The sequence below is a fragment of the Streptomyces sp. PA03-1a genome, assembly GCF_033792805.1.
Taxonomy (GTDB): Bacteria; Actinomycetota; Actinomycetes; order Streptomycetales; family Streptomycetaceae; genus Actinacidiphila.
Genome location: NZ_JARAVO010000002.1, coordinates 71,754 through 96,247, shown reverse-complemented (window position 1 = coordinate 96,247; position 24,494 = coordinate 71,754). Strand labels below are relative to the sequence as shown.

General features: G+C 73.5%; 14 protein-coding genes and 1 pseudogene. 7 read left to right on the top strand and 8 right to left on the bottom strand.

Features of this window, described 5'->3' with window-relative positions:
• Positions 1–87: 87 nt before the first annotated feature.
• Positions 88–3,855, bottom strand: coding sequence for a S8 family serine peptidase (locus tag PV341_RS01065; RefSeq protein ID WP_500356369.1), 3,768 nt, complete (start codon positions 3,853–3,855; stop codon positions 88–90).
• A 125-nt stretch (positions 3,856–3,980) separates the two neighbouring features.
• Here PV341_RS01065 and PV341_RS01060 point away from each other — a divergent pair, with 125 nt between their 5' ends.
• Positions 3,981–4,640 (top strand): calcium-binding protein, encoded by a 660-nt coding sequence (locus PV341_RS01060; protein ID WP_500324585.1) that lies wholly within the window; start codon positions 3,981–3,983, stop codon positions 4,638–4,640.
• A gap of 120 nt (positions 4,641–4,760) precedes the next feature.
• On the opposite strand, the gene PV341_RS01055 is transcribed toward PV341_RS01060, so the two are convergent.
• Positions 4,761–5,411: a TetR/AcrR family transcriptional regulator gene (locus tag PV341_RS01055; protein WP_499515799.1), complete on the bottom strand. Its 651-nt coding sequence runs from the start codon at positions 5,409–5,411 to the stop codon at positions 4,761–4,763.
• A gap of 106 nt (positions 5,412–5,517) precedes the next feature.
• Between PV341_RS01055 and PV341_RS01050 the strand changes: the two genes are divergently transcribed.
• Entirely contained in the window at positions 5,518–6,078 is a 561-nt protein-coding gene (locus PV341_RS01050; RefSeq protein ID WP_500324587.1) for an NAD(P)H-dependent oxidoreductase, read from the top strand.
• A 132-nt stretch (positions 6,079–6,210) separates the two neighbouring features.
• Here PV341_RS01050 and PV341_RS01045 read toward each other — a convergent pair whose 3' ends face one another.
• Positions 6,211–9,951 carry a S8 family serine peptidase gene (locus tag PV341_RS01045; RefSeq protein ID WP_500356368.1) on the bottom strand — a complete coding sequence of 1,247 codons (3,741 nt, stop codon included), beginning with the start codon at positions 9,949–9,951 and terminating at the stop codon, positions 6,211–6,213.
• On the opposite strand from PV341_RS01045, the pseudogene PV341_RS01040 reads away from it, so the two are divergent.
• The 3 genes and pseudogenes from PV341_RS01040 (at position 9,911) to PV341_RS01030 (ending at position 14,999) form a co-directional block, all read left to right on the top strand.
• Positions 9,911–11,424: pseudogene (locus PV341_RS01040) on the top strand (FAD-binding dehydrogenase). The gene PV341_RS01045 and the pseudogene PV341_RS01040 overlap by 41 nt on opposite strands.
• Before the next feature lie 266 nt (positions 11,425–11,690).
• Positions 11,691–13,958 (top strand): M4 family metallopeptidase, encoded by a 2,268-nt coding sequence (locus PV341_RS01035; RefSeq protein ID WP_500356366.1) that lies wholly within the window; start codon positions 11,691–11,693, stop codon positions 13,956–13,958.
• A gap of 114 nt (positions 13,959–14,072) precedes the next feature.
• The gene (locus PV341_RS01030) at positions 14,073–14,999 is read left to right on the top strand and encodes an aminoglycoside phosphotransferase family protein (protein ID WP_500356365.1); all 927 of its coding nucleotides are present in this window, start codon (positions 14,073–14,075) and stop codon (positions 14,997–14,999) included.
• Between the two features lie 9 nt (positions 15,000–15,008).
• On the opposite strand, the gene fxlM is transcribed toward PV341_RS01030, so the two are convergent.
• Together fxlM and PV341_RS01020 are read right to left on the bottom strand one after the other, a co-directional pair.
• Positions 15,009–17,252 carry a methyltransferase, FxLD system gene (gene fxlM, locus PV341_RS01025; protein WP_500356363.1) on the bottom strand — a complete coding sequence of 748 codons (2,244 nt, stop codon included), beginning with the start codon at positions 17,250–17,252 and terminating at the stop codon, positions 15,009–15,011.
• A gap of 206 nt (positions 17,253–17,458) precedes the next feature.
• Positions 17,459–17,836 carry a VOC family protein gene (locus PV341_RS01020; RefSeq protein ID WP_500356362.1) on the bottom strand — a complete coding sequence of 126 codons (378 nt, stop codon included), beginning with the start codon at positions 17,834–17,836 and terminating at the stop codon, positions 17,459–17,461.
• A gap of 119 nt (positions 17,837–17,955) precedes the next feature.
• Between PV341_RS01020 and PV341_RS01015 the strand changes: the two genes are divergently transcribed.
• Positions 17,956–18,423 carry a hypothetical protein gene (locus tag PV341_RS01015; RefSeq protein WP_500356360.1) on the top strand — a complete coding sequence of 156 codons (468 nt, stop codon included), beginning with the start codon at positions 17,956–17,958 and terminating at the stop codon, positions 18,421–18,423.
• 20 nt (positions 18,424–18,443) lie between these two features.
• Here PV341_RS01015 and PV341_RS01010 read toward each other — a convergent pair whose 3' ends face one another.
• Together PV341_RS01010 and PV341_RS01005 are read right to left on the bottom strand one after the other, a co-directional pair.
• A complete protein-coding gene (locus tag PV341_RS01010; RefSeq protein ID WP_500356358.1) occupies positions 18,444–19,091 on the bottom strand; it encodes a LysE family translocator in 648 nt (215 codons plus the stop codon).
• A 96-nt stretch (positions 19,092–19,187) separates the two neighbouring features.
• Positions 19,188–22,214 carry a glycosyl hydrolase gene (locus PV341_RS01005; protein ID WP_500356357.1) on the bottom strand — a complete coding sequence of 1,009 codons (3,027 nt, stop codon included), beginning with the start codon at positions 22,212–22,214 and terminating at the stop codon, positions 19,188–19,190.
• Positions 22,215–22,705: 491 nt separating this feature from the next.
• On the opposite strand from PV341_RS01005, the gene PV341_RS01000 reads away from it, so the two are divergent.
• The gene (locus PV341_RS01000) at positions 22,706–23,917 is read left to right on the top strand and encodes a glycosyltransferase (RefSeq protein ID WP_500356355.1); all 1,212 of its coding nucleotides are present in this window, start codon (positions 22,706–22,708) and stop codon (positions 23,915–23,917) included.
• Positions 23,918–23,957: 40 nt separating this feature from the next.
• Here PV341_RS01000 and PV341_RS00995 read toward each other — a convergent pair whose 3' ends face one another.
• Complete coding sequence (locus PV341_RS00995) at positions 23,958–24,449, bottom strand: YfbM family protein (protein ID WP_500356353.1); 492 nt, start codon at positions 24,447–24,449, stop codon at positions 23,958–23,960.
• Positions 24,450–24,494 lie beyond the last annotated feature (45 nt).

Here is a 24,494-nt window from a genome sequence, read left to right as displayed (position 1 = left end):
CAGGGCAACGAGGGGGGCTCCGGGGCAACGGCGACGCGGCCGGCCCCTCCGTGCGGAGGGACCGGCCGCGCTTCGTGCGGACGCGGATCAGGCCAGACCGGTCGCCCGGATCACCGTCTGCGTCACCGTGTCGCCCCGCTTGTCCGAGGCACGCACGCGCAGCGACAGGAACTCGGCCCGCCGCGGCGCGTCCAGACGGACCCGGGCGGCGCCGTCGTCCGCGCCGCGCAGCGCGAGCTTGTGCCACGTCCGGCCGTCGTCGTACGAGACCTCCACCGCGTCGGTGCTGACCCGCCCGGCCGACGCACCCGGCAGCGGGGAAGCGCTGACCGTGAGCTCGGCGTCGCGTCGCGCGGCGCCGGCCGCGTCGGTGCGGATCCCGTAGTCGAGCTGCAGCAGCGGGAGCACCTGCGGGTCGTCCGTGCGCGGCGTCGCGGAGGTGAAGCCCCACTCGGTGCGGGTCGCGGTGGAGTACGGGTACCCCTCCGTCCGCTCGGTGGACGTCACCAGCCGGTACCGGCCCGAGGCCGCCGGGACGTCCCCGCCCAGCCAGCCGCCCTCGGTGCGGGTGACCAGATCGCCGCCCCGGTAGAGCTCGTTCACCTGGGAGGTGGTGCCCGGCCCGACCACACCCGCGTGGTCGCGGCCGCCGTCGCCCCAGGCCGGGATGGTCACGTCGAGCGCGTCACCGCTGCGCCGGGGCAGCCACTGGCTCTCGTTGAGGCGCGGGTGCTCGACGGGGCCGAACCACTGGACGTCGGTGGTGCGTCCCGCCGGGTAGTCGACCAGTCCGGAGAACTGGATGGAGCGGATGCCGTTGGCGGCCTCCTCCATCCAGGTCGCCTCACCGGCCGGGGTGACCCAGTCGGTGCGCTCGGCGCCCGCCGTCGACAGCCGGGTGCCGCCGACCTTGACCCCGAGGTAGGGCTGGACGTCGTAGCGGAACTCGTCGACCTCCGTGCCGGGTTCGTTGCGGAAGCCGACGTCGACCCTGGCCAGTCGGTGCTCGGCGGGCGCGTAGGTCTGCGTCTGCGGGATCGTGCCGTGCCAGGTGTGCACCAGGTCGTACAGGTAGTCCGTCTCGGCGTGGCCGACGACGCGCATCGGCACCGAGCCGGTACGGCTGTCCTGGATACGGCCGATCAGGGTCTCGCCCTCGGTCCGGGAGACGCCCGCGATGACCAGGTCGGTGCGGCGGACGGGCTCCCGCAGCCGGCCGTTCTGGTCGTTCACCACGACGAGCAGCGCGACGCCGGCCTTCTGCGCGGCGGTGAACTGGTCGTCGGCCGCCGCGGCGGCGACCCGGTCGTCGTCGTCCGCCACGAAGCGGACCACCGCCACCTTGCCCTTGGCGTCGGCGGCCGCGTACTCCGCCGCCGTGCCGTTGCCCGCGAACACGGCGGGCAGGGTCTTGGCGCCCTCGGCCGGGCGCCCGGAACCGGGCTGGAGCCACAGGTCGTCGAAGACCTGGTCGCCGGAGGACAGGGCCAGCAGCGGCTGCTGCATGCGCCAGCGCACCGTGTACGCCAGGTCGCCCCCGGAGGCCTTCGGCATGGGCAGCGCCCACACGCTGTCGAAGCCGTCGCCGACGGTCGCGGTGTCGGTGATCGCCGGGGAGCCGTCCTTGAAGGACTGGCTGAAGTCCATGCGGATGTCGCTGTCCGTGGACGTCTTCGGCGTGACGACCTGGGTCCTGCGCAGCTTCGTCCCGTCCAGCGTCGCATCGGTGTCGGCGTCCGCGACCACGACGCCGGTGCGGGCCAGCAGCGCCCGGCCGAAGGAGGACTCGCCGTGGACGCCGCGGACGGCGCCCCAGGTCCAGACGGTGTACGTGCCCGGCGGGACGACGGTGTCCAGCACGCCGTCGAGGTCGGTGTAGAGGGCCTGCGCGAACTCGTCGCCCTTGCGCTGGTACATCACCAGGCCGACCAGCGGGTCGCCGGCGCGGTCGGTGACGTGCACGCGCAGGTGGTGGTACTCGTCCCGGGTGCTGACCGCGAGCAGGGTGCGCGTGGCGGTCTTGCCGTCGACGACGCCCTCCACGTGCCCGGTGAAGCGGGATCCCGCGGGGGCCTTGTCGAGCGTGGTGGTCACGGTGGTGGAGGCGGTGCCGTGGGCGGGCACGGTGAGCTGACGGTCCGTCACGGTGAACAGGCCCTCGGGTGCCCCCGGCGCGTCCACGCGCGGGGTCACGGTGACCGCGGTGTCAGCGGAGTTGGCCCACTCCACGGTACGGGTCACGGTCCCGCCGGACGCCCCGCCCGGGGGGTGGATGCCGGCGTCGGCCGTGGCGGTGGCCACGAGCGTGGCGCCGGTGGCGGCCACCGCGTCCACGCGTCCGTTGCCGCCCGAGTCCGCGGGGATGTCCGGGGTCGCGACGGACGTGGAGACCAGGGCGTCCTTGATCCGGGCCCCGTTCCAGTCCGGGTGCTCCGCCGCCACCAGGGCGGCGACGCCCGCGACGTGCGGGGTGGCCATCGAGGTGCCGCTGAGGGTGGCGTACGAGCCGGTCCCGAAGGGCGCCCACTGGGAGCGGGCCGCCAGGATGTCGACACCGGGGGCGGTGATCTCCGGCTTCATCGCGTCGTCCCGGAAACGGGGGCCGCGACTGGAGAAGTCGGCGATGGCGTCGGAGGAGTCGACGGCGCCGACGGTGAGCGCGGCGTCGGCGGCGCCGGGCGCGGCCACGGTGCCCTCGTACGGGCCGGCGTTGCCGGCGGCTATGGTGAACAACGCGCCCGTCTCGGCGCTGAGTTCGTTGACCGCCTGGCTCATCGGGTCGGTGCCGTCGGTGGGCTGGTCGCTGCCGAGGCTCATGCTGACCACGCGGGCCTTGGCCTCGCGGGCGGCCCACTCCATGCCGCTGATGATCCAGGAGTCGGAACCGCTGCCCGCGTTGCTGAGGACCTTGCCCACGTGCAGCCGCACGCCGGGGGCGACGCCCTTCTCCTTGCCGCCGGACGCGGCGCCGTTGCCCGCGATGGTGGACGCCACGTGGGTGCCGTGGCCGTGGTGGTCGTCGACGTCCTCGCCGGGCACGAAGCTGCGGGAGTCGGCGACGACGCCGTCGAGGTCGGGGTGGCCGGTGTCGTAACCGGTGTCGAGGACGGCGACGTCCACGCCCTGGCCCGTGTCGCCCCCGGCCCACACCTCGGGGGCGCCGATCTGGGCGACGCTGTCGGCGAGGTCGGCCTTGACCTTGCCGTCGAGCCACACCTTGCGTACGCCGCCGGACAGGGCGGGGCCGCTCGCCGCCACCTTCGCGGCCGCCTGCGGGGTGGCCCGGCCGGTCAGGTCGGCCCAGAACTCCGCCGCCTGGTCGTGGTCCTGGGTGGTGGCGGTGCTGTCGATGCTGGTCAGCGCGCGTGCGCCGGTGGCCCCGTCGGGGAGGGACGGCGCCGCGAGCTTGCGCCGGGCGTCGGAGGAGTAGGTCAGGATGACGGGCAGGCCCTTGGACCGGTCGTCGTCGTAACCGTCGGCGATGAGCCGCGTGACGTTGAAGAGGTCGGTGTCGAGCAGTCCGGCCGCCACGTACCGCTCGGCGGCGAACGGGTAGACGTAGGTGTCGCCGTTCTGCGTGGTGATGCGGGCGTCCGCGCGGTGGCCGCCGGGGCCCTGCACGGTGACGGAGGCACGGCCGTCGCCGCCCGGCGTGACGGTGACCCGGTCGCCGGTGATGAGGGTGACGGTGCGCGGGCTGGAGCCCGAGTGGGCCCGGCCGGTCACGACCACGTTGTCCGTCGAGGAGGAGGGGGTGGCGTGGTCACTGGCAGACGCCGGTGGGATCGCCATCAGCATTGCCGCGACACCCGCGACGATCGGCAGGCCGGTTCGGCCCGGGAAGAGCGGTCTCACAGGGGATCCTTCACGTTAGATCCATCCAATGTCCGCCGCATGCTAGCGAGTTAAACGATTCAACGGGCCGGGAAACGAGAGTGGAACAGCGGCGTCTTTCCGCCCGCTGTCGGGATCGCGACAGGGTGAGAACCCCGGCCGCCGTCGCCGCGAAGGGCACGGTGGCGAACGCCGTCGACGCGTGCCACGAACTCCTTGTCGACGTGGCACGGTTCATGGCGGCCGATCTCGGGACCGTGATCCGTGGACGCCCCGTTCCGGTGACCTCGGGCTCGCTGCCTCCGGGCCTCACCCTGAACCCCGGCACGGGGCAGATCGCCGGGACCCCCACCACCGCCGGGGCGTTCACCTTCACGGTGACCGCCTCCGAGACGGCCCCCGCGCAAACGGCGCAGCAGGCCTTCACGTTGACGGTCTCCGCGGCGACGTGCGCCACCGTCACCCCGACCATCACCGGGACCAACAGTGCCAACGTCATCTTCGGCACCCCCGGCAACGACGTGATCTTCGCCCTGGGCGGCAACGACGTCGTGGACGGCCGCGGCGGTGACGACCTGATCTGCGGCGTGGCCGGCAACGACACGCTGACCGGCGGGGCCGGCAACGACCGCATCGAAGGCGGTGACGGAAACGACGCCCTGACCGGCGGTGACGGCGACGACGCCCTCTTCGGTGACGCCGGCAACGACGCCCTCTCCGGCGGTCCCGGCACCAACACCAACAACGGCGGACCCGGCACCGACGCCTGCGTCAACCCGGCCACCGGTCCCGGCTGCAATCCCTGACCGCTCACCGGCCCGCCGTCACGGCGGCGGGCCGGACGTCCGCGCGGAGCCGACGGCGGCTCGACGGGGCCGACCGGCCCGGGCGTCGCACCGCGGCCCGGCTGACGTCCGGCGACGGCGCTACCGCGGTGTGCCGAGGCGGTCGACGAGGTCGTGCCAGCCGGCGTCCAGCCGCTCGATGGGCATGCCCCGGGCCGTGAGCAGGTACTCCACGAGCACGGTGTCGAGGTAGGCCTGCAGCGTGTGCCCGGTCAGTTCGACGTCGCCGGGGGCGCCCGCCTGCCGGAGCAGCAGGGTCAGGTGCGTGAGCCTGAGCTGGTACGACGGGTTGAAGCGGCGGCTCTGCTCCCGGCGCGCGGCGAGGTACAGGTCGCGATGGGCGTGCTCGTGGCGCATCACGGCGGGACCGAAGGCGCGCAGCCGCTCCAGCGGCGGGGCGTCCGGTCCCAGGGGCGGCGGACCGGTGAGGAAGGCCGCCTGGATCTGCTGCTCGATGTGGTCGATCAGCGCGAGCATCAGCCCCGTGCGGTCGCCGAAACGCCGGAAGACCGTCCCTTTGCCGACCTCGGCCGCGGCGGCGACGGCCTCCATGGTCACGTTCGCCGCTCCGTGCTCGGCGGCGAGTTCGGCCGCCACCTCCAGCAGGCGCCTGCGGTTCCGTGCGGCGTCGGCGCGCAGCCGTGGTGGCTCGCCCGCCGGTGTGAGGGTGAGGCCGGCAGGTCCGGCGGAGGCGTCGCGCACGGGGAGGACGGCGCGGTGCGGCTCGGTCATGGCCACAGCGTAGCGGTGGGAATAGAAGTGGACCGCGGTCCGTTTGACTGGTACAACATGTAACCGGACCACGGTCCGCTTTCAGTTCCTAGCAGGGAGTTCGCCCATGTCCGTCCGCATCCTCGCCCTCGTCGGCAGCCTCCGCGCCGGTTCGCACAACCGCCAGCTCGCCGAGGCCGCCGTCAAGCACGCGCCCGAGGGCGTCGAGATCACGCTCTACGAGGGTCTGGCGGAGGTCCCCTTCTACAACGAGGACCTCGACGTCGAGGGCGCGGTGCCCGAGGCCGCCGCCCGTCTGCGCGCCACCGCCGGCGCCGTCGACGCGTTCCTGCTGTTCTCGCCCGAGTACAACGGCACCATCCCGGCCGTCCTCAAGAACGCCATCGACTGGCTGTCCCGCCCGCACGGTGCCGGTGCCCTGTCCGGCAAGCCGGTCGCCGTGGTCGGCACCGCTTACGGCCAGTACGGCGGCGTGTGGGCCCAGGACGAGGCCCGCAAGGCGGCCGGCATCGCCGGCGCCTCCGTCCTCACGGACGCCAAGCTCTCCATCCCCGGGTCCGTGACCCGCTTCGCGCAGACGCACCCGGCGGACGACTCCGAGGTCGTCGAGGGTCTGACCCAGGTCATCGAGCAGCTCTCCCAGGCCGGTGCCGGCGTCGCCGCCTGAGCCCCCTCCACGCCGGGACCCCGCGGGCCGTCGCCCGCGGGGTCCTGGCGTCTTCCGATCCGGCCCCGTGCACGGCGGTGCGGGCGGGCCGTGAGGAGGCCCGCCCGCACCGATGGGATCCGGCGCCCCGCGTCAGCGGAGGCCGAAGGCCCGGATCACGGTCTGGGTGACCGCGTTGCCCGCGGAGTCGTGCGCACGCGCCCGGAGCGAGACGAACCGGGCCTGCTTCGGGGCCGACAGCTTGAAGCGGCCGTCGTGCCCGCAGGCGGTCTTCCGCCAGGTACGCCCGTCGTCGTAGGACACCTCGAGGGAGACGTCCGAGAGGGAGCCCGCGCCGACGGCGCCCGGGAGGTGGGCGGCCGTGACGGACAGCGCGTCGTTCCGGGCGGCCCTGCCGTCCGCGTCGGTGGCGATGCCGTAGTCGATCTGAGGCAGTGGCAGCACCGCCGCGTCGTCGCCCGCCGGGGCCTTGGACGTGAACTCCCACTCGGTGTGCGTGGTGGCGGAGTAGGGGCTCACCGAGGCGTCACGGCTCGCGTCCAGCACCAGGCGGTAGGGCAGCCGGCCCGTACCGGGGGCGGTGCCCCCCATGCTGGTGTTGGTCGTGCTCTGGCCCAGGCGCGTGCCGCCCTGGTAGAGCGTGAGCGTCTGCCGTGTGCGCTGGTAGTCCATCGACATGCCGACGTGGTCCGCGCCACCCCATGCGGGGATGTCGAAGGCCAGCCAACTGCCGCTGCGGGTGGGCAGCTTGTAGTTGTCGTTGAGGTACGGCCGCTCGACGGGCTTGAACCACTCCTGGCTGTGCCGGCTGCCCGCCCGGTACGTGGTGCGCGGTTCGACCTCGTACAGCAGACCGTCGACGTAGGCCTCCTGGCCCCAGGAGTAGCCCGGTCCGGTGGAGACCCAGTCGACCCGCCGCGAGTTCACCGGCTCCCGCATCGTCAGGCCGATGCCCCAGTTGGAGTACACGGGCCAGTCGAAGCGGAACTCGCCGCCGCCCTGGGCCGGGTCGGGGCTGTCGAAGGTGACGTCGACCCGGGCCAGGTTCTTCGTGCCGCCCTTGACGACGAGGTGGCCGGGGATCTCGTTGTGCCACGTCCACATGAGGTCGTAGACGTACGGGCTGACCGGCTGCGAGCCCACCTTCAGCACGGCGCCCCGTGCCGACGCGCGGCGCAGGAGCCGTTCGCCCTCGTCGGTGCTCAGCAGCGCCACGTCGATCCGGGCGGGCGTGAAGGGGTCGTCGGTGTAGCTCCGCAGCTGGCGTCCCGGCTGGTCGTTCACGACGAGCAGGAGCCTGGCGCCCGCCGCGACCGCCGCAGCGGCCTGTTCGGCGTCGCCCACGGTGCCGCCCCGGCGCACGACCACCGCCTTGCCGCGCGCGTCGAGCCCGGCGTAGTCCGCGCTCGCGCCGTCACCGGCGGCCACCAGGGGGAACGCGTAGTGGCCCTGGGCGAGCGCGGTGACGTCCTCCTGCCGCAGGACGTCGGTGAACGCGTCGTTCCCGGCGGTGACGGACAGCGCCGGCTGCTCCTTGCGCCAGCGGGCGCCGAGGTGGAAGTCGCCGTGGGTGATCTCGTGCGTGGTGGGCTGGGCCCAGAGGCTGTCGTAGCTGGTCTGGGTCTCCATGTAGTCGCGCCAGCTGCCGCCGCCCATCGCGCGGTTGTACTCCAGGCGCTGGTAGGTCACCTCGGTCGGCTGTGGTGTCGTCATGTCGACCCGCTGGAGCTTCGTCGCGTCCAGCGTCACCGTGCGGTCGCGGTCCATGACGACCTCGGGGTCGCCGAGCAGTGCCATGCCCATCGAGTGGGGACCGTGCACGCCGCGCACGTCCTTGAAGGACAGTACGGAGTAGACGTCGTCCGGGAGCCAGGTCTCCAGCCGCCCGGTCTGGTCGACGAGGTAGAACGCCGGGTCGAAGTCGCCGGAGCGCAGCACCTCGACGACCCCGGACATGGGCTTGCCCGCGCCGTCCTTGAGGACCATCGTCAGCCTGTGGGCGGCGTCGCCCAGCGACACCGCCGTGTGGGTGACCGTCCTCCCCGCCGTGTCGGCCGCGACGACCTGACCTGACCAGCGGCCGTTTCCGGTCCCCTTCGAACCGTTGATGGTGACGGTGACCTCGGCGGTGCCGTGCGCCGGCACGACGACCCGGGACGCGGACAGCGCGAACAGCCCCGCGGGGGCGTTCGGGGCCTGGACGGACAGGGCGAGCGTCACCGGGGAACCCCCGGTGTTGGTGTACGTGACCGGGCGTGCGACCGCGGCGGCACCGCCACCGGCCTCGGCCTGGCCGGTGAACGCGGTCGCCGAGGCGAATACCTCGGCGCCGAGCGCCGAGGGCACGTCCACCCGCCCGCTGCCCGCCTGGAACGCGTCGTACTGCGGGGTCTGCTTCGAGCTGCTCACCAGCAGGTCCTTCAGCTGGGAGCCGGTGAGCCCCGGGCGCGCGGCCGCGAGCAGGGCCGCGGCGCCCGCGACGTGCGGGGTGGCCATGGAGGTGCCGCTGAGCGTCTGGTAGCTGCCCTCACCCTCCGGCGCGTACTGCGAGCGGGCCGCCAGGACGTCGACGCCGGGCGCGGTGATCTCCGGCTTGAGACCGCCGTCGCCGACGCGCGGACCCTGGCTGGAGAACCAGGCGACGTCGTCGGAGGAGTCGACGGCTCCCACCGTCAGGGCGGCGTCCGCCGCTCCCGGCCCGCCGATACTGCCGGGCGTACCCATGTTGCCCGCGGCGATGACGAACAGCGCTCCGGTCTGCGCGCTCAGGCGGTCGACCGCCGCACTGAGGGGGTCCGTGCCGTCGGACGGGGTGTCGGAGCCCAGGCTCATGCTCACGACGTCCGCGTCCTGGTCCACCGCGGCCCATTCCATACCGGCCAGCACCCAGGAGTCCTGGCCGGAGCCCGAGTCGGCCAGCACCTTGCCCAGGTGGAGGTCCGCGCCGGGGGCGACGCCCCTCTCCTGGCCGCCCGAGGCGGCCCCGGTGCCGGCGATGGTGGACGCGACATGGGTGCCGTGCCCGTTGCGGTCCGTCACGTCCTCGTCCGGGACGAAGGTCCGGGTGGCGGCGATCCGGCCGGACAGGTCCGGGTGCCCGGTGTCGACACCGGTGTCGAGGACGGCGACGTCGACACCCTTGCCGGTGTCGCCGGCCGACCACGCCTGCGGGGCGCCGATCTGGGCGGTGGTGTCGGCGAGATCGGCCTCGACCTTGCCGTCGAGCCAGATGCGGGCGATGCCGGAGCCGAAGGCGGGGGTGTCGCCGGAGGTGGTTTTGGCGGCGTGCGATCCGGCACCGGGCGCGGAGGTGACGGCCTGCCAGAAGTCGGCGGACCGGTCCCTGTCCTCGGTGAGGGCGGCACCCTGGACGCTGCTGAGGTCCCTGACCCGGGTGGCACCGCGCGGCGTCGTGGAGCGCAGGCCGGCGGCGGTGCCGTAGGAGACGATGAGCGGCAGCTGGTCGAGGTGCGCGTCGTCGTAGCCGTCCGCGACGAGCTTGCTGATGTTGAACAGGCGCCGGTCCAGGGTGCCCGCCGCCACGTAGGGGAGGGCGGATTCCGGATAGACGTAAAGGTCCCCGCGGGACTCCATGATGTGCGCGCGGCTCTGGGACCCGCCCGCGCCGCGCACCTCGACGGTGCCTCCGGCGGTACCGGACTGCCGGGTGATAACGATGTCACCCGTGATCAGGGTAACCGTGTGGACGCCCGCGGGCACGTTGCCCCGCGCGGCCGGGGCGTCGGAGCCGGCGCTCCCGGGCGAGGCGGCCTGGGCCGCCTGGGCGGCGGACAGGGCGGCGGGTTGCGCCATCGACAGGAGGGCGGCGCCGGTGGCGGCGAGCACGCCCCAGCGTCTGGGTGATGGTCTCAAGGGATCCCCTGGCTGTTCCGTGGGGCCGGGGTCGGCCCGACGACGGTTCGGACTGCCCCGGTGGGGGCGGTCGCATCCTGGCCCCAAACCCGGGGACGGGGGCAGGGCGTGCGAGGTGATCTTTCCCACGTCCGCAGCGCGACCGTACGGGTTTGGGATCGTCAAACCCGTCCCCACGTGCGGAAGTTGCCGACCGGACCGATGGCGCGGCGCACCGTTGCGAGCCCGGCGGCCGCCGAGGCGTACCTGGGGGACCGGCCCGGCCGTCGTCGAGCCCTTCGAGAAGCGCGTACGCGCCGCGGTCGCCAGGGGGCTGGTGAGCTTCAGGTTCCGGCACCGCGTCGACGAGGTCGTGCGCACCGCCGGCGTCGTCACCGGGGTCCGCGGAGCCGTCCTGGAACCGAGCAACGCCCCTCGCGGCACCCGCAGTTCGCGCACCGTCGTCGGCGACTTCGAGCTGCGCGCCCCGGTCGTGATCGTGACCTCGGGCGGCATCGGCGCCAATCACGACCTGGTGCGCCAGAATTGGCCGGCCCGGCTCGGCGCACCGCCGAAGAACATGATCTCCGGGGTGCCCGAGCACGTGGACGGCCGGATGCTCGCCATCACCGAGCGGGCCGGCGGGCGGATCGTCAACCCGGACCGCATGTGGCACTACACCGAAGGTCTGCAGAACTACGCCCCGATCTGGGCCAAGCACGGCATCCGCATCCTCCCCGGTCCCTCCTCGCTGTGGCTGGACGCCACCGGCAGGCGGTTCTCCGCCCCGGACCTGCCCGGGTACGACACCCTCGGCACGATCAGGACGATCACGGGCACCGGGTACGACTACTCCTGGTTCGTGACCACGCAGAAGATCCTGGCGAAGGAGTTCGCCCTCTCCGGCTCGGAGCAGAACCCGGACCTCACCAACAAGGACATCCCCCTCACCCTCTCCCGCCTGTGGCAGACCCCGGAGCCCATCGAGCGGTTCAAGAAGAACGGCGTCGACTTCGTGGTCTCCTCCTCCCTGTCCGGGCTCGTCGCCGGGATGAACAGGCTGACCGGGCAGGACCTCATCGACCTGGCCGACCTCAAGCGGCAGATCGACGCCCGCGACCGCGAGATCGACAACCCGTACACCAAGGACGCCCAGGTGATGGGGATCCGCAACGCCCTGGCGTACCCGGGCGACTTCCTCAGCCGTACCGCCACGGCCACAAGATCACGGACCCGGCCGCGGGACCGCTGATCGCGGTACGGCTGAACATCCTCACCCGCAAGACGCTCGGGGGTCTGCAGACCGACCTGTCCGGCCGGGTCCTGGACGCGGCGGGGGAGCCGGTGCCGGGCTTGTACGCCGCCGGTGAGGTCGCCGGTTTCGGCGGTGGCGGCGTCCACGGTTACCGCTCCCTGGAGGGCACGTTCCTCGGCGGCTGCCTCTTCTCCGGCCGTCAGGCCGGGCGTGCGGCGGCGGCCGCCACGGCGACCTGAGGGGCATCCCGTCCGCGGCGGGCCGGTGGCCACCGGCCCGCCGCCGGGGCGCGCGCCCGCCGCTGTCCGGGGAGCGGGCGGAACGCTGATCGATTTCGGACAAGATTTGTTGCCGCCATGACAATGATGTGATCCCGATGTCACGCTGTGTCCACACCCGCACACGGACGGCGCCATCCCGCACTGCGAGCTCCGCCCCGCCCGGCCCACCCCGCCGGCGGGTCCGCACGGCCACCGTCAGCCGACCGCCGCAGGAGGAGAACTCCTTGTCCCACTTACGCACCCTGCCCCGTCACGCCAGGGCGACCGCCGTCGCCCTGACCGCCGCCGCCGCACTGCTCGGCGCGGCCCTTCCCTCAGGCCCGGCGCTCGCCACAGGCCAGGGACGGGGCAGCACGACGATCGTCGCATCCCCCCACACCGGCGCGTTCCCCGCGCGCCTGTCCCCGTCCGCCCGCGCCACGCTGATCCGCGAGGCCGGCTCCGCGGCGCCCGCGACCGCCAAGGCGCTGCGCCTCGGGCAGCAGGAAAGACTCGTCGTCAAGGACGTCGCCAAGGACGCCGACGGCACCGTGCACACGCGGTACGAACGCACCTACGCCGGACTCCCCGTGCTCGGCGGCGACCTCGTCGTCCACCGCGACGGCAACCGGCTGACCCAGGACCGCGCCACCGACACGACGCTGTCCGTGCCCGGCATACGGCCCGCGGTCCCGGCGGCCACCGCCGGGAAGAAGGCCCTCGCCGCCGCGCCACGGACCGGAAAGCCCCGCGCGGCCGGGGAGCCGCGGCTCGTCGTCTGGGCCGCGACCGGCAGGCCGGCACTGGCCTGGGAGACCGTCGTCACCGCCACCCAGGCCGACGGCACCCCCAGCGAACTGCACGTCGTCACCGACGCCCGCACGGGCAAGGAGCTCTCCCGCTCCGAAGGCGTCAAGACCGGCACCGGCACCGGCGCCTTCGTCGGCACCGTCCCCCTCGGCACCACCGAGGCCGGCGGTGCCTACGAGCTCCGCGACGGCACCCGGGGCGGCCACTACACCACCGACCTGAACAACACGACCTCCTCCGGCACCGGCACCCTCTTCACCGACGCCGACGACGTCTGGGGCGATGGCACCGTCGCCAACCGCCAGTCCGCGGGCGTGGACGCCCACTTCGGCGCCGGCGCCACCTGGGACTACTACCAGGACACCTTCGGCCGCAACGGCATCTACAACGACGGCGACGGGCGCTACAGCCGCAGCCACTACGGCAGCAACTACGTCAACGCCTACTGGAGTGACACCTGCCGCTGCATGACCTACGGCGACGGCTCGGAAAACACCCACCCCCTCACCGCCATCGACGTGGCCGGGCACGAGATGAGCCACGGCGTCACCAGCGCCACCGCCGACCTCAACTACAGCGGTGAGTCCGGCGGCCTGAACGAGGCCACCTCCGACATCTTCGGCACCATGGTCGAGTTCCACGCGGACCTCGCCGCCGACACCCCCGACTACCTCATCGGCGAAGAGATCGACATCAACGGCGACGGCACCCCGCTGCGCTACATGGACAAGCCCTCCAAGGACGGCGACTCGCGCGACTACTGGTCGTCCTCGCTCGGCGGCGTCGACGTCCACTACTCGTCGGGCCCGGCCAACCACTTCTTCTACCTGCTCGCCGAGGGCAGCGGCCCGAAGACCGTCAACGGCGTGGCCTACGACAGCCCCACCTACGACGGCGTCCCGGTCCCCGGCATCGGAGCCGCCAACGCCGCCGCGATCTGGTACCGGGCACTGACCACGTACATGACCTCGACCACCGACTACGCCGGAGCCCGCACCGCGACCCTCCAGGCCGCGGCCGACCTCTTCGGCGCCTACAGCCCGACGTACATCACCGTCGCCAACACCTGGGCGGCCGTCAACGTCGGCCGCCGCATCGTCGACGGCATCGACCTGATCCCGCCCGGCGACCAGATCAGCGGCGTCGGCCAGACGGTCTCCCTGCAGGTCGAGGCGACCACCAGCAACGCCGGCGCCACCCTGGAGTACGAGGCCACCGGGCTGCCCGACGGCGTGGGCATCGACCGGGACACCGGCCTGATCTCCGGCACCCCGGACTCCACCGGCACCCACGAGGTCACGGTCACCGTCACCGACAGCACCGGCGACACCGCCTCCACCGCGTTCACCTGGACGGTCGCCTACGTCTACGGCAACAGCACCCGCGTCGACATCCCCGACGCCGGGGCCGCCGTCGAGTCGCCGATCACCGTGACGGGCCGCGGCGGCCACGCCTCCGCCGTCACCCAGGTCCACGTGAAGATCGTCCACACCTGGCGCGGCGACCTCGTCGTCGACCTGGTCGGGCCCAGCGGCCGCACCTACCCGCTGCTCAACCAGACCGGCGGGTCCGCCGACAACGTCGACCAGACCTTCACGGTCGACGCCTCCGCCGAGACGATCGACGGCACCTGGAAGCTCCGCGTCCGCGACGCCGTCGCGCTCGACACCGGCTACATCGAGAACTGGACCATCACCCCGTAGCGGACCACACTCCGCTCCGCCGGCGGGCCGGGCCACCCCCCTCCCGGCCCGCCGGCGCCCCACGTCCCCGATAACCCGTTGCCGCGGGCGGACACGACGGGTGATCATCGCGGGATGATCACGACCCCGCCCGACGGCCGCGCCGGAATCGACGCGTCACTGGTCAAGCGCCTGCTCGCGGCGCAGTTCCCGCAATGGGGCCACCTGCCCGTCACCCCGGTGGAGGCCGACGGCTGGGACAACCGCACCTACCGCCTCGGGCACGCCATGACGGTCCGTCTGCCCACCGCCGAAGGCTACGTCCCCGCGGTGGCCAAGGAGAACGAGTGGCTGCCCCGGCTCGCGCCCTCGCTCCCCGTCGCCGTCCCGTCCGTCCTCGGCATGGGCGCCCCGGGCGAGGGCTACCCCTTCCCCTGGTCCGTACGCGGCTGGCTGCCCGGCGAGACCGCCGCGCCCGAACGCATCGCCGACCTCACCCGGTTCGCCGTGGACCTCGGCGAGTTCCTCCTCGCGCTCCAGGGCTACGACCCCACCGGCGGCCCGTCCGCCGGCCCGCACAGCTGGTACCGGGGCGCGTCGCCCGCCCACTACGACCAGGAAACCCGCCGCTGCCTGGCCCTCCTCGACGGCCACGTCGACACCGCCCGCGCCCGCGCCGTCTGGGACGCCGCCCTCGCCGCCGAGTGGCACGGCCGACCCGTCTGGTTCCACGGCGACATCGCCTCCGGCAACCTCCTCGTCCGCGGCGGCGAACTCGCCGCCGTCATCGACTTCGGCACCTCCGGCGTCGGCGACCCCGCCTGCGACCTGGTCATCGCCTGGACCATGTTCTCCGGCTCCGGTCGCGAGGCGTTCCGCCGCACGGTCCGCCAGGACCCCGCCACCTGGGCCCGCGCCCGCGGCTGGGCCCTGTGGAAGTCACTGCTCGTGCTCGCCGACACCCTCACCACCGACCCGGCCCGCGCCGAGGTCAACCGGCACGTCATCACCGAAGTCCTCGACGACCACGACCACTTCGCGCGGGCGGCCGTGGCGGGGTGAGGGGCCGGATCAGGCATCCGCGGCGGCGCCCGGCCACCGGAGGACCAGGCGGGTGAAGACCTTGTCGATCACGTGTCCCGCCGGGAGTTCGTGGTCCGGGGTGCCCGCGGGGTGGACGGACAGGGCCGGATACCCCGTGCCGCGGACGTGCCGGTCCCAGGCGCGCACGCACACGACCAGGCGCTCGGCCGACAGGGGCCCGCCCGGGACCTCGGCGTGGGTGAGATGGGCGAGGGAGCCATCCGCCACCACGGCGGCGGCGTCCCCGCTCCTGGGAAGGGCCACGCGCCCTGGACCCCGTGAACCGCCCCGCACCAGGCGGCAGAAGCCGGGCAACGTGGTGGCCGCGAACAGCTCAAGCGTCTCCAGGGACTCCTCGGCCGCGACGGTGACGCCGGTCCTCAACTCATGACGCCCGCCGCGCAGCGTCTCCCCGACGCCGGCCGTGTCCGGCACGGTGCCGTCCCCGAAGCGCAGCTGCAGCCCGGCGCCGGCAAGGTCGACCACCGGAAGGGTCCGTGCCGCGGCCCCGCGGTCGCGGACGAATCCGCAGTACGTCCATCCGCGGGAGCGCAGCACCTCACCCTCCTTCTGGAGGGCGATGGCGCGGGTGTAGCCGTGGATCTCCAGAGGCAGGACGAGGTACCGCCCGTCGGCGAGCTGACGGACCCACTCGGGGGAGACGTCCCAGGTCCGGTAGGTGATCACACTCGCGTCGAAACCGCCCCGCGGGACGTGACCCGGCGCCCCGTGCCCGCCGTCGCCGAGTACGACGGTGACGCGGCCGCTCCCTGCCTCCGCGGTGAGGCGCCTGGTGCGACGGACCACGTACGGGTCGACGTCGACCGTGACGACCCTTCCTGCCGGACCGACGACGTGGGCGATGAGTTCCGCGTTGTACCCCGCGGATCCGGCCTCGAACACCGTCATGCCCGGCTCCAGACGCATCTTCTCGAGCATGTCGGCCTGCAGCCACGGCGCGGAGACGGAGCTGACGGACTCCCCGCTCGCCGTGCGCCGGGTGACGACGGCGAGATCGTGGTCGTACGCGGTGGCAGGCGGGCTCTCGGGGACGTACCTGTGCCGCGGCACGGACCGGAGGGCCTCCTGGACCGCGGGCGAGGGGGCCCAGCCCCCACGGACCACGTCGTCGGCCATGCGCTCGCGCAACCGCGCCGCCGGTGCCGGTTCGCCCTCGACCGGGGGTTGCCGGCCGGCCGTCTCATAGGTCGTCGTGGACGGCTGGTCCGGCACGACGCCGGGCCATACGGTGGCGAGGGCCTGTGCGGACGGCGCGAAGACAGGCCCGAGCGCGGCGAGGGCGTGCAGCTCGTGCCACTCCCACCGCAGGAAGCGGTCCGGCTCGCGCACGGTGGGTTCGCCGGACCAGGAGACGGCCCGAACGACGGCGGAGAGGCGGCGGACGCGGCCGCGGTCGTCGTGGAGGATCGCCACCAGATGGACGTCCTGCGTCCCGCAGGACAGGCCGGTCTCCTCGGCCAGTTCCCGTACCGCGGTCTCCGGGAAGGTCTCGCCCGGTTCGACGCGGCCGCCGGGCAGTTCCCACATGCCCTCGGCGGAACGCCCCAGGAGCACGCGGCCGCAGCCGTCCGTGACGACCACGCATGCACCGGCGACCGCTGCCGCGTCCGGTTCGCCCGCCTTCTCCACCGCCGTGAACACCGGGCGCGGATCGCGCAGCACGAGCACGGCGAGCCCCTCGGCGTCGAAGCGGTCCACCGAGGCCCACCCCTCGACGAGGACGCCGATCTCGTCCTCGTCCAGGGCGATGCTCCTCCGCTCCTCCGGGGTGTTCGCGGCCAGGGGCGTGATCACCACGAGGGCACCCCCGGTGCGGAGGCGGGCGGCGAGACGGCGCAGTACGCGGGAACGATCACGGAGGAACGCGACCACCAGGCGCAGCGTGATGAGGTCGTAGCCGGCTTCGTCCAGCTCGGCGGGGACCTCGCGCTCGACGTCGCCGCACAACCACCGCACGCCGTCCGAGGCGTACGCACGCTGTGCGGCCCGCTCCAGGGCGCTCTCTGTGAAGTCGACGCCGTCCACCGCGTACCCGAGCCCCGCCAGGTGCAGGGTCAGCTCCCCGGTGCCGCAGCCCACGTCCAGCGCGCGCGACCCGCTCACGGCCGGAACGTGCTCGGCGAGCAGGTCGCGTTCCGTTGCGGTGAGCCCACGGAAATCCCGCCCCGCGGTGTAGTGCTCGTCCCATGCTGTCCGGCTCGTGTAGGCCAACGGAACACTCCTGTCGCGTGGGTGACGGGCGGGCCGGGCAATGGCCGTTCCACCGGGTCCAACGAACAGGAGGGGCCCGACGACCGGGCCGCTTTCAGCCGTCATGGGGGCGTTGTCACGTCGGGGGCACGGCGTTCGTGCCGTACACCGACCCTTGGCGCACCGGCACTCCGCGCGAGGCGGTGATGGCCGAAACGCCGGCCGGCTCAGCCCGCGCGTTCCACCGCGCTGCGCTCCACGCAGAACTCGTTGCCCTCCGGGTCGGCGAGCACCACCCAGCCCGTGCCGTCGGGGCGGCGCCGGTCGTCGACCTGCGTCGCGCCGAGCAGGAGGAGGCGCTCGACCTCCTCGTCCCGGGTGCGGTCCTGCGGCTGGACGTCCAGGTGCACGCGGTTCTTGACGGTCTTGGGGTCAGGAACGGTCACGAAGAGGATGCCGGGGCCGCCGTCGACCTCGATCAGCGCCTCCTCGTCACCGGGCTTGTCGTCCTCGTGGAGCGGACGGTTCAGGACGAGGGACCAGAAGCTCGCCAGACGGTGGGCGTCGGCGCAGTCGATCGTGATGTGGCGCATTGCGGAGGTCATGGGGCGGATTCTGGTCCACGGCGCCGGACCGGGGCAACGTGGTTGTGTCAGGGGCGGCCGATAGCGTTCACGCGTTCCCCCACCGGATCCCGTGAGCCCGGAAGCAGGCAGCGACAGCCGTGAGCGACGACGTCCTGTCGGTCATACCGACCGACCCCCGATGGCAGCCCGACCGTGACGCGGCAGAGCGTGCCGCCGCCCTCGTCGCCTCGCTGGAACCCGGGGATCCCGACGGTGCGGACATCGAGATCGAGGTCAGTCGGTACGACACCATCACGCCGGTCGAGTGCGGCGGCAATCTGGTCGCCATCGGCTGCCCGTTGTGCGGTGGCCCCGTCGACACCGCCTGGTGGTCGGCCGTGTTGGACGCGCACCGGGACGAGGGCTTCGTGACGCTGTCGGTCGACGTCCCGTGCTGCGGGGGTGCCACGGTGCTGGACGAACTGCACTACGACTGGCCGTGCGGGTTCGCGCGCTTCGAGATCGCCGTGTGGAACCCCCGCCGTGACTGGTTCGGCGACGACGAACTGGCCGCCGTCGGTGAAGCGCTCGGCCACCCCGTCCGGCAGATCAGGGCTCACATCTGAACGGGCCGGGCACCGGCCCGTCAGTCCGCGCGCCCTGTCGCGGCCACCGTCACGCCGAGGCCGATCATCGCCAGCCCGCCGGCGCCGCCGATCGCGGACAGGCGGCGGTCGGAGCGGCCCAGCCAGACGCGGGCGGCGGAGGCGGTCAGGCCCCACAGGGTGTCGCTGACGAGGCCGATGCCGATGGGGACGAGGCCGAGGAGCAGCATCTGCGCGGGCAGCGACCCGGCGGAGTGGTCCACGAACTGGGGGAGAACGGCGGCGAAGAAGACGATGCCCTTGGGGTTGGTGACCCCGACCGCGAGGCCGTCCGCGACGGTCCGCAGGTCGCCGCGGACGGGCCGCTCCGGGCCGCCGCCCATCGCGCCGACCGTGAGCTCCCGGCGGTGCCGGAACGCCTTCACGCCGAGGAAGACGAGGTAGGCGGCCCCGGCCAGTTTCACCACCAGGTAGAGCGTCAGGGACCGCTCGATCAGCGAGCCCAGGCCGAACGCCACGGCCACCACCAGAAGGTACGAGCCGATGAAGTTGCCCAGCACCGACGCGGGAGCGGTGCGGCGACCGTGCGCCAGGGCGCGGCCGATGACGAAGAGCACGCTGGGCCCGGGGATGACGATGACGAGCAGGGACATCGCCGCGAACGCGAGCAGCCGGTCGGTGGACACCATGGTCCCTCACCTCCGCGGCCATTGAACCAGGTGCCCGGGGGCCCCGCCGGTCGTGCGCCGGCCGGCAGGGAACCCCGGGGACGGGACCGGGACCCGTCAGTCCCGGCCCACCACGGCCTGGGCGTACGGGACCAGCCGCACCGGCCCGACGAGCCCGGTGCGCTGCGAGGCGGCACCGCCGTATACGGACGGGTCGCTGACGCGCAGCCGGTTGAGCAGCGGCGTGGCCACCTCGACCTCGATCGTGTTGCTGCCGCGGCGGAGCAGCCCACCGAGGTCCACCACGGGGTTGATGTGGCTGGTGACCGGTGCCGGCCGCCCGTTGACGCTGACCCGGAAGGTGTCGGTGACCTCGCCGAGGTCGAGCAGGGCGCCGAGGCCGCCGCTCCAGGACCGGTCGAGTTCGACGGTGGCGCGGTAGCGGCCGATGCCGACGGCGTCCGTGAGCTCCGGGATGGCGTTCCACGGCGCCAGGGCGTCGAGGGCGATCCGGTGCCGGACGACGGTGGTGCGGTCAGGGTCCACGCCGGGACGCCAGTCCTCCGCGTCCAGGGTCCAGGAGGTGAGCTCCCGGGGCGCGGGCACCTCCCCGACCACGGTGCCGACCGAACCCCCGCGCGACAGCGCCGTGGTGTAGGTGCCGGCCGCGCGGGCGCGCAGGACGAGCCGGCCGTCGTCGAAACGCACGTCGTCCGCGTCCGTGGTGACGGCGTGGGTACGGCCGGGCTTGCCGTGGAACCGGCCCGGCGGTGCGAAGGCCACGACCATCGACTCGGCCGGCTGCAGCGCCACCCGGAAGGTGAACAGGTCGCCGTCCTGCGCGTACAGGGCCAGCGGCCGGGCCTCGCCCGTCCACGGGTCCAGCAGGTACGGCACCGCGCCCGAGCGGGTGCGGCGGACCGTGACGGCGTGGTCGATCGCGGCGACGGGGGGCTTCACGGTCTCGGCGTGCTTGCCGTTGACGAGGTAGAACCAGTCGACGCCCTCGTCGAAGCGGTGCATCGTGAGCAGCGTCGAGGGCACGGCGTAGCTCACGTCGGGCACCAGACCGAGGTCCGTGAGGGCCTGGCCCACCGCCGTCTTGTCGGTGACCTGCCGGACCCGCGGCTGTGCCAGCAACTCGGCGACGAGAGCGCGGAGTTGCGTCAGGATCGAGTCGTCCTCCACGCCGGGCGTCGTGACCGTCGTCCAGTCGCCGAGCAGGACGACCGGCAGCCCGGCCCGTGTCAGGCGCAGCAGGTGGCGCGCGTCCGCGAGGGTGAGGGTGACCGCGGAGCCGGAGAAGAAGTCGCCCTCGACGAACAGCGCCCGGTAGGCGGGGCCGTCGGGGGCCAGCCGGCCGTCGCGGACCTTCGCCGACGGCAGGTCCAGCAGGGGCCCGCTGAGGAACTGGTGGGTCCAGCCGAGCGGCACGCCCGTCGAGGTGAACCAGGACGCACCGATCCCCGTCGCGGTGTAGCCGGTCTGCCGGAAGACGGCGACGTCGATCCGGGAGGTGCCGCGCTGCATGGCGTGGTGCACCCGGGACAGGTACCCGGACACGTCGGTGACGTGCCGCCAGGTCGGGTGCCGCGGGCCCCAGGACTCGCCGTAGCCGACGGTGCCGTTGTAGGGGGTGAAGGCCGCGTAGCCGGGCCACTTCACCCCGGGCAGCGTGGCGTACGAGAAGCCGTGCACGACGGTCTGGTTGACGCCGGCCGCGTACGCGCCGCCCATGGTGCGCAGGAACTTCTCCCACGTGGTGCTGTACGCGGAGCCGGTGTAGGCGCCGGCCTCGCAGGACAGCACCGTGTGGCCCGCCATGTCCCGGCCGCCGGCCAGGCAGCGGTAGTCGTCGAGGTTCTTGAAGCCCAGCGACTCGCCCTCGGGGATGTCCAGCAGCGCGGCGGACCGGATGGCGTCGGTCTGCAGGCCGTACGGCTGCGCGCGCATCCCCAGGCCCAGCGAGTGCGCCCAGTCGCGCAGCGCCGTGAGGTGGTGGGTGTTGTACAGGTCGCTGACGGTGTCCCAGAAGTCGTGCCGTATCTGGCGGGTCGCGACGGCGTCGTAGGCGTAGACCTGGTTGCCGCCGCTCATCGCGATGACGGGCAGGACGGGCAGCAGCGGGTAGCCGTTGCGCTTCTCGAAGGCGGCGGGCAGCCCGGGGGTCCAGGGCAGCGCCTTGGTCTCGATCTCCAGGGAGTCCTCGAACAGGACGCCGCCGGCGCTCTTGAGGAGGCCCCTGATCTCCTTGGTGAGCAGGTTCCGTTCCCAGAAGCCGGTGACGGCGGCGGTGCCGGCCGCGCTGAAGTGGTCCACGACGTACGCGGTGGGCGAGGTGTGCGGACCGCCCTCGGGGGTCTGCCCGGTGCCGCGCTGCCAGAAGGCGGTGAGCACCCAGTCGCCCCCGCCGGGCGCGGTCCAGTCCACAGCGCCGTCGGCGACGTGCGCGGTGAGGTCCTGGACGCTCGCGCGGTCCAGGCCGGTCTCCTTGCGGGTGGCGTTCTCGGGGGCGATCCGGGTGGCCAGCAGGCCGAGCAGCCGCTGACGGGTGACCCCGGACGCGGGGGCCGCGGCGGGGGCCGGCACGGGGCCCGAGTAGGCCGTCCCGGCGGCCACGGTGACGGCGCCGAGGGCGAGTTCCTGCACCGCGGCGTCGCTGTCGGGGGTGATCCCGGGGACGGCCGCGGGCCAGCTGGGGCCGATGGTGAGGTCGATGGTGACGCCCCGTCGGCGGGCCTGGTCCAAGGCCGCATGGACGCCGGCGACCCAGGCGGGGCTGCCCCAGCCGTGGTGCTCGGTGTCCAGGACGGAGGTGTCCTTCACGCTGTGGTGGACGGCGGCGATCTCGGCGCCGCCGAACCCGGCGTCGGCGATCTGGTCGACCTCGCGTCTGATCTCGTCGGGGTCCACCAGCCCGTCCGGCCACCACCAGCGGAACTTCGGCCGCACCGCGCTCCCCGGCTCGGCGAACGCGCCCGCCGCGCCGCCCGCGTCCGCGGTCCCGGTCCCGGTCCGCGCCTCGGCGGCGGCAGCGGGCAGTGCGGGGGCCAGCGCCGCCGCGGTTCCCGCGACGGCGGTGGCGATGAGGAGGCTGCGACGGGAAACCCCGCCGGCCTCGGGGCGGTTGCTGTCGTCGTGCATGGTTCCGTAGCTCCCCGGAGTGAGAGGTGGAGGTGCCTTTCATCCCGGAGTGATCAGTGCCGAGATGCACCGCGCTGCTGATCGAACCGTACATTGAACCGTTTCAATCTTCGCGGAGGCTACAGCGAGGTCCCGGTTGGGGGCAAGATCCCGGCGGGCGCGAACCTCGACGGGTGTGATGGGGGAGGCCTGCACGGCCGTCAGGAGCGGGCGTGCCGACGGCCTGCGCCGGACCTCCGCGGCGGGTGCGGGGCGTGAGATGAGAACGTTTCAGGCGGGGATCGCGCGGCACGCGGTCGCGATGGGTTCCGAGGTCGCCGGGAGGGTGCGGCGCAATCCGCCGTGCGGGCGGACTCGATGAAATCCGGCACGCCCGGCGTCCCCTTCCCGCATTTCCACCGTATAGCGCACGGGGGGCCTTGCCGCAAGGCCCCCATAGGGGGCGAAAATCGCTCCTCACGCGCCGGGGAATGGCGCAGGACGGGAGCGAGATGCGTTTTCTGTTGTCCACGATCGGGACACGCGGCGAAGTGCAGCCGCTGGTCGCGCTGGCGGTCGAATTGAAGGCCATGGGGCATGAGGCGGTGGTGTGCGCGCCTCCCGATTTCCGTGAGTGGGCCGGGTCCCTGGGAATCACGTACGTGCCCGTCGGACCCGCACTGCGCGGTACCGCGAAGCAGAGTGCCGGAACCATTCCGACCCCGGAGCAACGGCGCCTGATGATCGAGGGCACGGTCGCCGCGCAGTTCGAGGCCGTGGGCGCGGCCGCCGAGGGCTGCGACGCAGTCGTGGCGGGCGGGGCCCTGGCCGTCGCCGCCCGCTCGGTGGCCGAACAGCGGGGCATCGGCTACGTGTACGCGGCGTTCGCCCCCATCACCTTGCCCTCCGAGCGGCACGCACCGCCCGTCTTCGGCATGCTCGGGCAGCGACCCGCGGCCGGGAACGCCGACCACCGCGCACTCTGGGCCGAGGACGCCGCACGCTGGAACGCCCTGTGGGCCGGCCCCCTCAACGCCCGCCGCGCCGCCGCCGGACTGCCGCCGGCCGAGGACGTGCGCGCCCACATCTTCACCTCCTCCCCGTGGCTCGCAGCGGACCCGGTGCTGGCCCCCTGGCCCCAGCCGTCCGCATCACTCGACGTGCTCCAGACGGGCGCCTGGCTGCTCCCGGACGACCGGCCGCTGTCCCCCGAGGTGGAGGCGTTCCTGGACTCCGGGGAGCCACCCGTCTACTGCGGCTTCGGCAGCGTGCGCGCACCGGACGGCGTCGCCGGCACGGTGATCGGCACCGCCCGCGCGCTCGGACGACGCGTCGTCGTGTCCCGGGGCTGGGCCGATCTGGCGCCCGTGGACGACGGTCCCGACTGCCTGACGATCGGCGAGGTGAACCAGCGGGCGCTCTTCCCGCGCGTCGCCGCGGTGCTGCACCACGGCGGCGCCGGCACGACCACCGCGGCGACGGCCGCGGGGACACCGCAGGTCGTCCTCCCGCAGATGTTCGACCAGTTCTACTTCGCCGGCCGCGTCGCCCGGCTCGGCATCGGCAGCGCCCATCCCGCCGGCGCCCCCGCAGCGGACCGGCTGCGCACGGCGCTCCGCGCCGCCCTCGCCCCGGAGGTGGCCGACCGGGCCCGGTCCGTCGCCGGCACCGTCCGCACCGACGGCGCGCGGACCGCCGCGCGGCGCCTGGCCGAGGGGGTCTGACGCACCGGTCGCCCAGCCGGCCCCGCCCGCTCCTCGACGCCTACTGGTCGACGGTGAAGATCACGGCACGGCCCGCCCGTCCCGCCGCCCGGTAGAAGTCCTTCAGCCCGGGCAGGAACGCCTCGGTGTAGGCCAGGTCCTCCGCATCGCCGGTGCCCTGGTAGGCCTCGAAGGTGAGCGTGGCGAAGCGCTCGCGCAGCCATACGGCGTCCAGCGGCTCCAGGGCCGCCGCGACCTCGGGAACCTGGTCCGCGGTGACGTGGCAGACGATGTAGTCGTCCTCTTCGTGGAGCGGTACCCCGCCGAGGATGACGTGCGACAGGGGGAACTCGCCGTTGTCGAAGCTCAGGTCACCGTCCGTGAAGCACCGGTGCAACGCGTCCCAGGACGAGTCGAGTTCGCACAGGTGGTCGCTGCCCCAGCGCTCCTCGATCTCCTCGACGACCGCGGCCAGCGCGTCGTGTTCCTCGCAGGCCAGAATGCGTGCGGAGTCGGTTTCGTCCAAGGCGAAGAGAACGGCGCGGGTCCCCATCGTGCCCTCCCGGCGGGTGCGCGGATGCGGTGCGGTGCGATCCAA

Coding starts and splice junctions, on each gene's coding strand:
- PV341_RS01055 (WP_499515799.1), bottom strand. CDS start 5,411: ATGACCGAGCCGCACCGCGCCGTCCTCCCCGTGCGCGACGCCTCCGCC.
- PV341_RS01050 (WP_500324587.1), top strand. CDS start 5,518: ATGTCCGTCCGCATCCTCGCCCTCGTCGGCAGCCTCCGCGCCGGTTCG.
- PV341_RS01030 (WP_500356365.1), top strand. CDS start 14,073: ATGATCACGACCCCGCCCGACGGCCGCGCCGGAATCGACGCGTCACTG.
- PV341_RS01020 (WP_500356362.1), bottom strand. CDS start 17,836: ATGACCTCCGCAATGCGCCACATCACGATCGACTGCGCCGACGCCCAC.
- PV341_RS01010 (WP_500356358.1), bottom strand. CDS start 19,091: ATGGTGTCCACCGACCGGCTGCTCGCGTTCGCGGCGATGTCCCTGCTC.
- PV341_RS01005 (WP_500356357.1), bottom strand. CDS start 22,214: ATGCACGACGACAGCAACCGCCCCGAGGCCGGCGGGGTTTCCCGTCGC.
- PV341_RS01000 (WP_500356355.1), top strand. CDS start 22,706: ATGCGTTTTCTGTTGTCCACGATCGGGACACGCGGCGAAGTGCAGCCG.
- PV341_RS00995 (WP_500356353.1), bottom strand. CDS start 24,449: ATGGGGACCCGCGCCGTTCTCTTCGCCTTGGACGAAACCGACTCCGCA.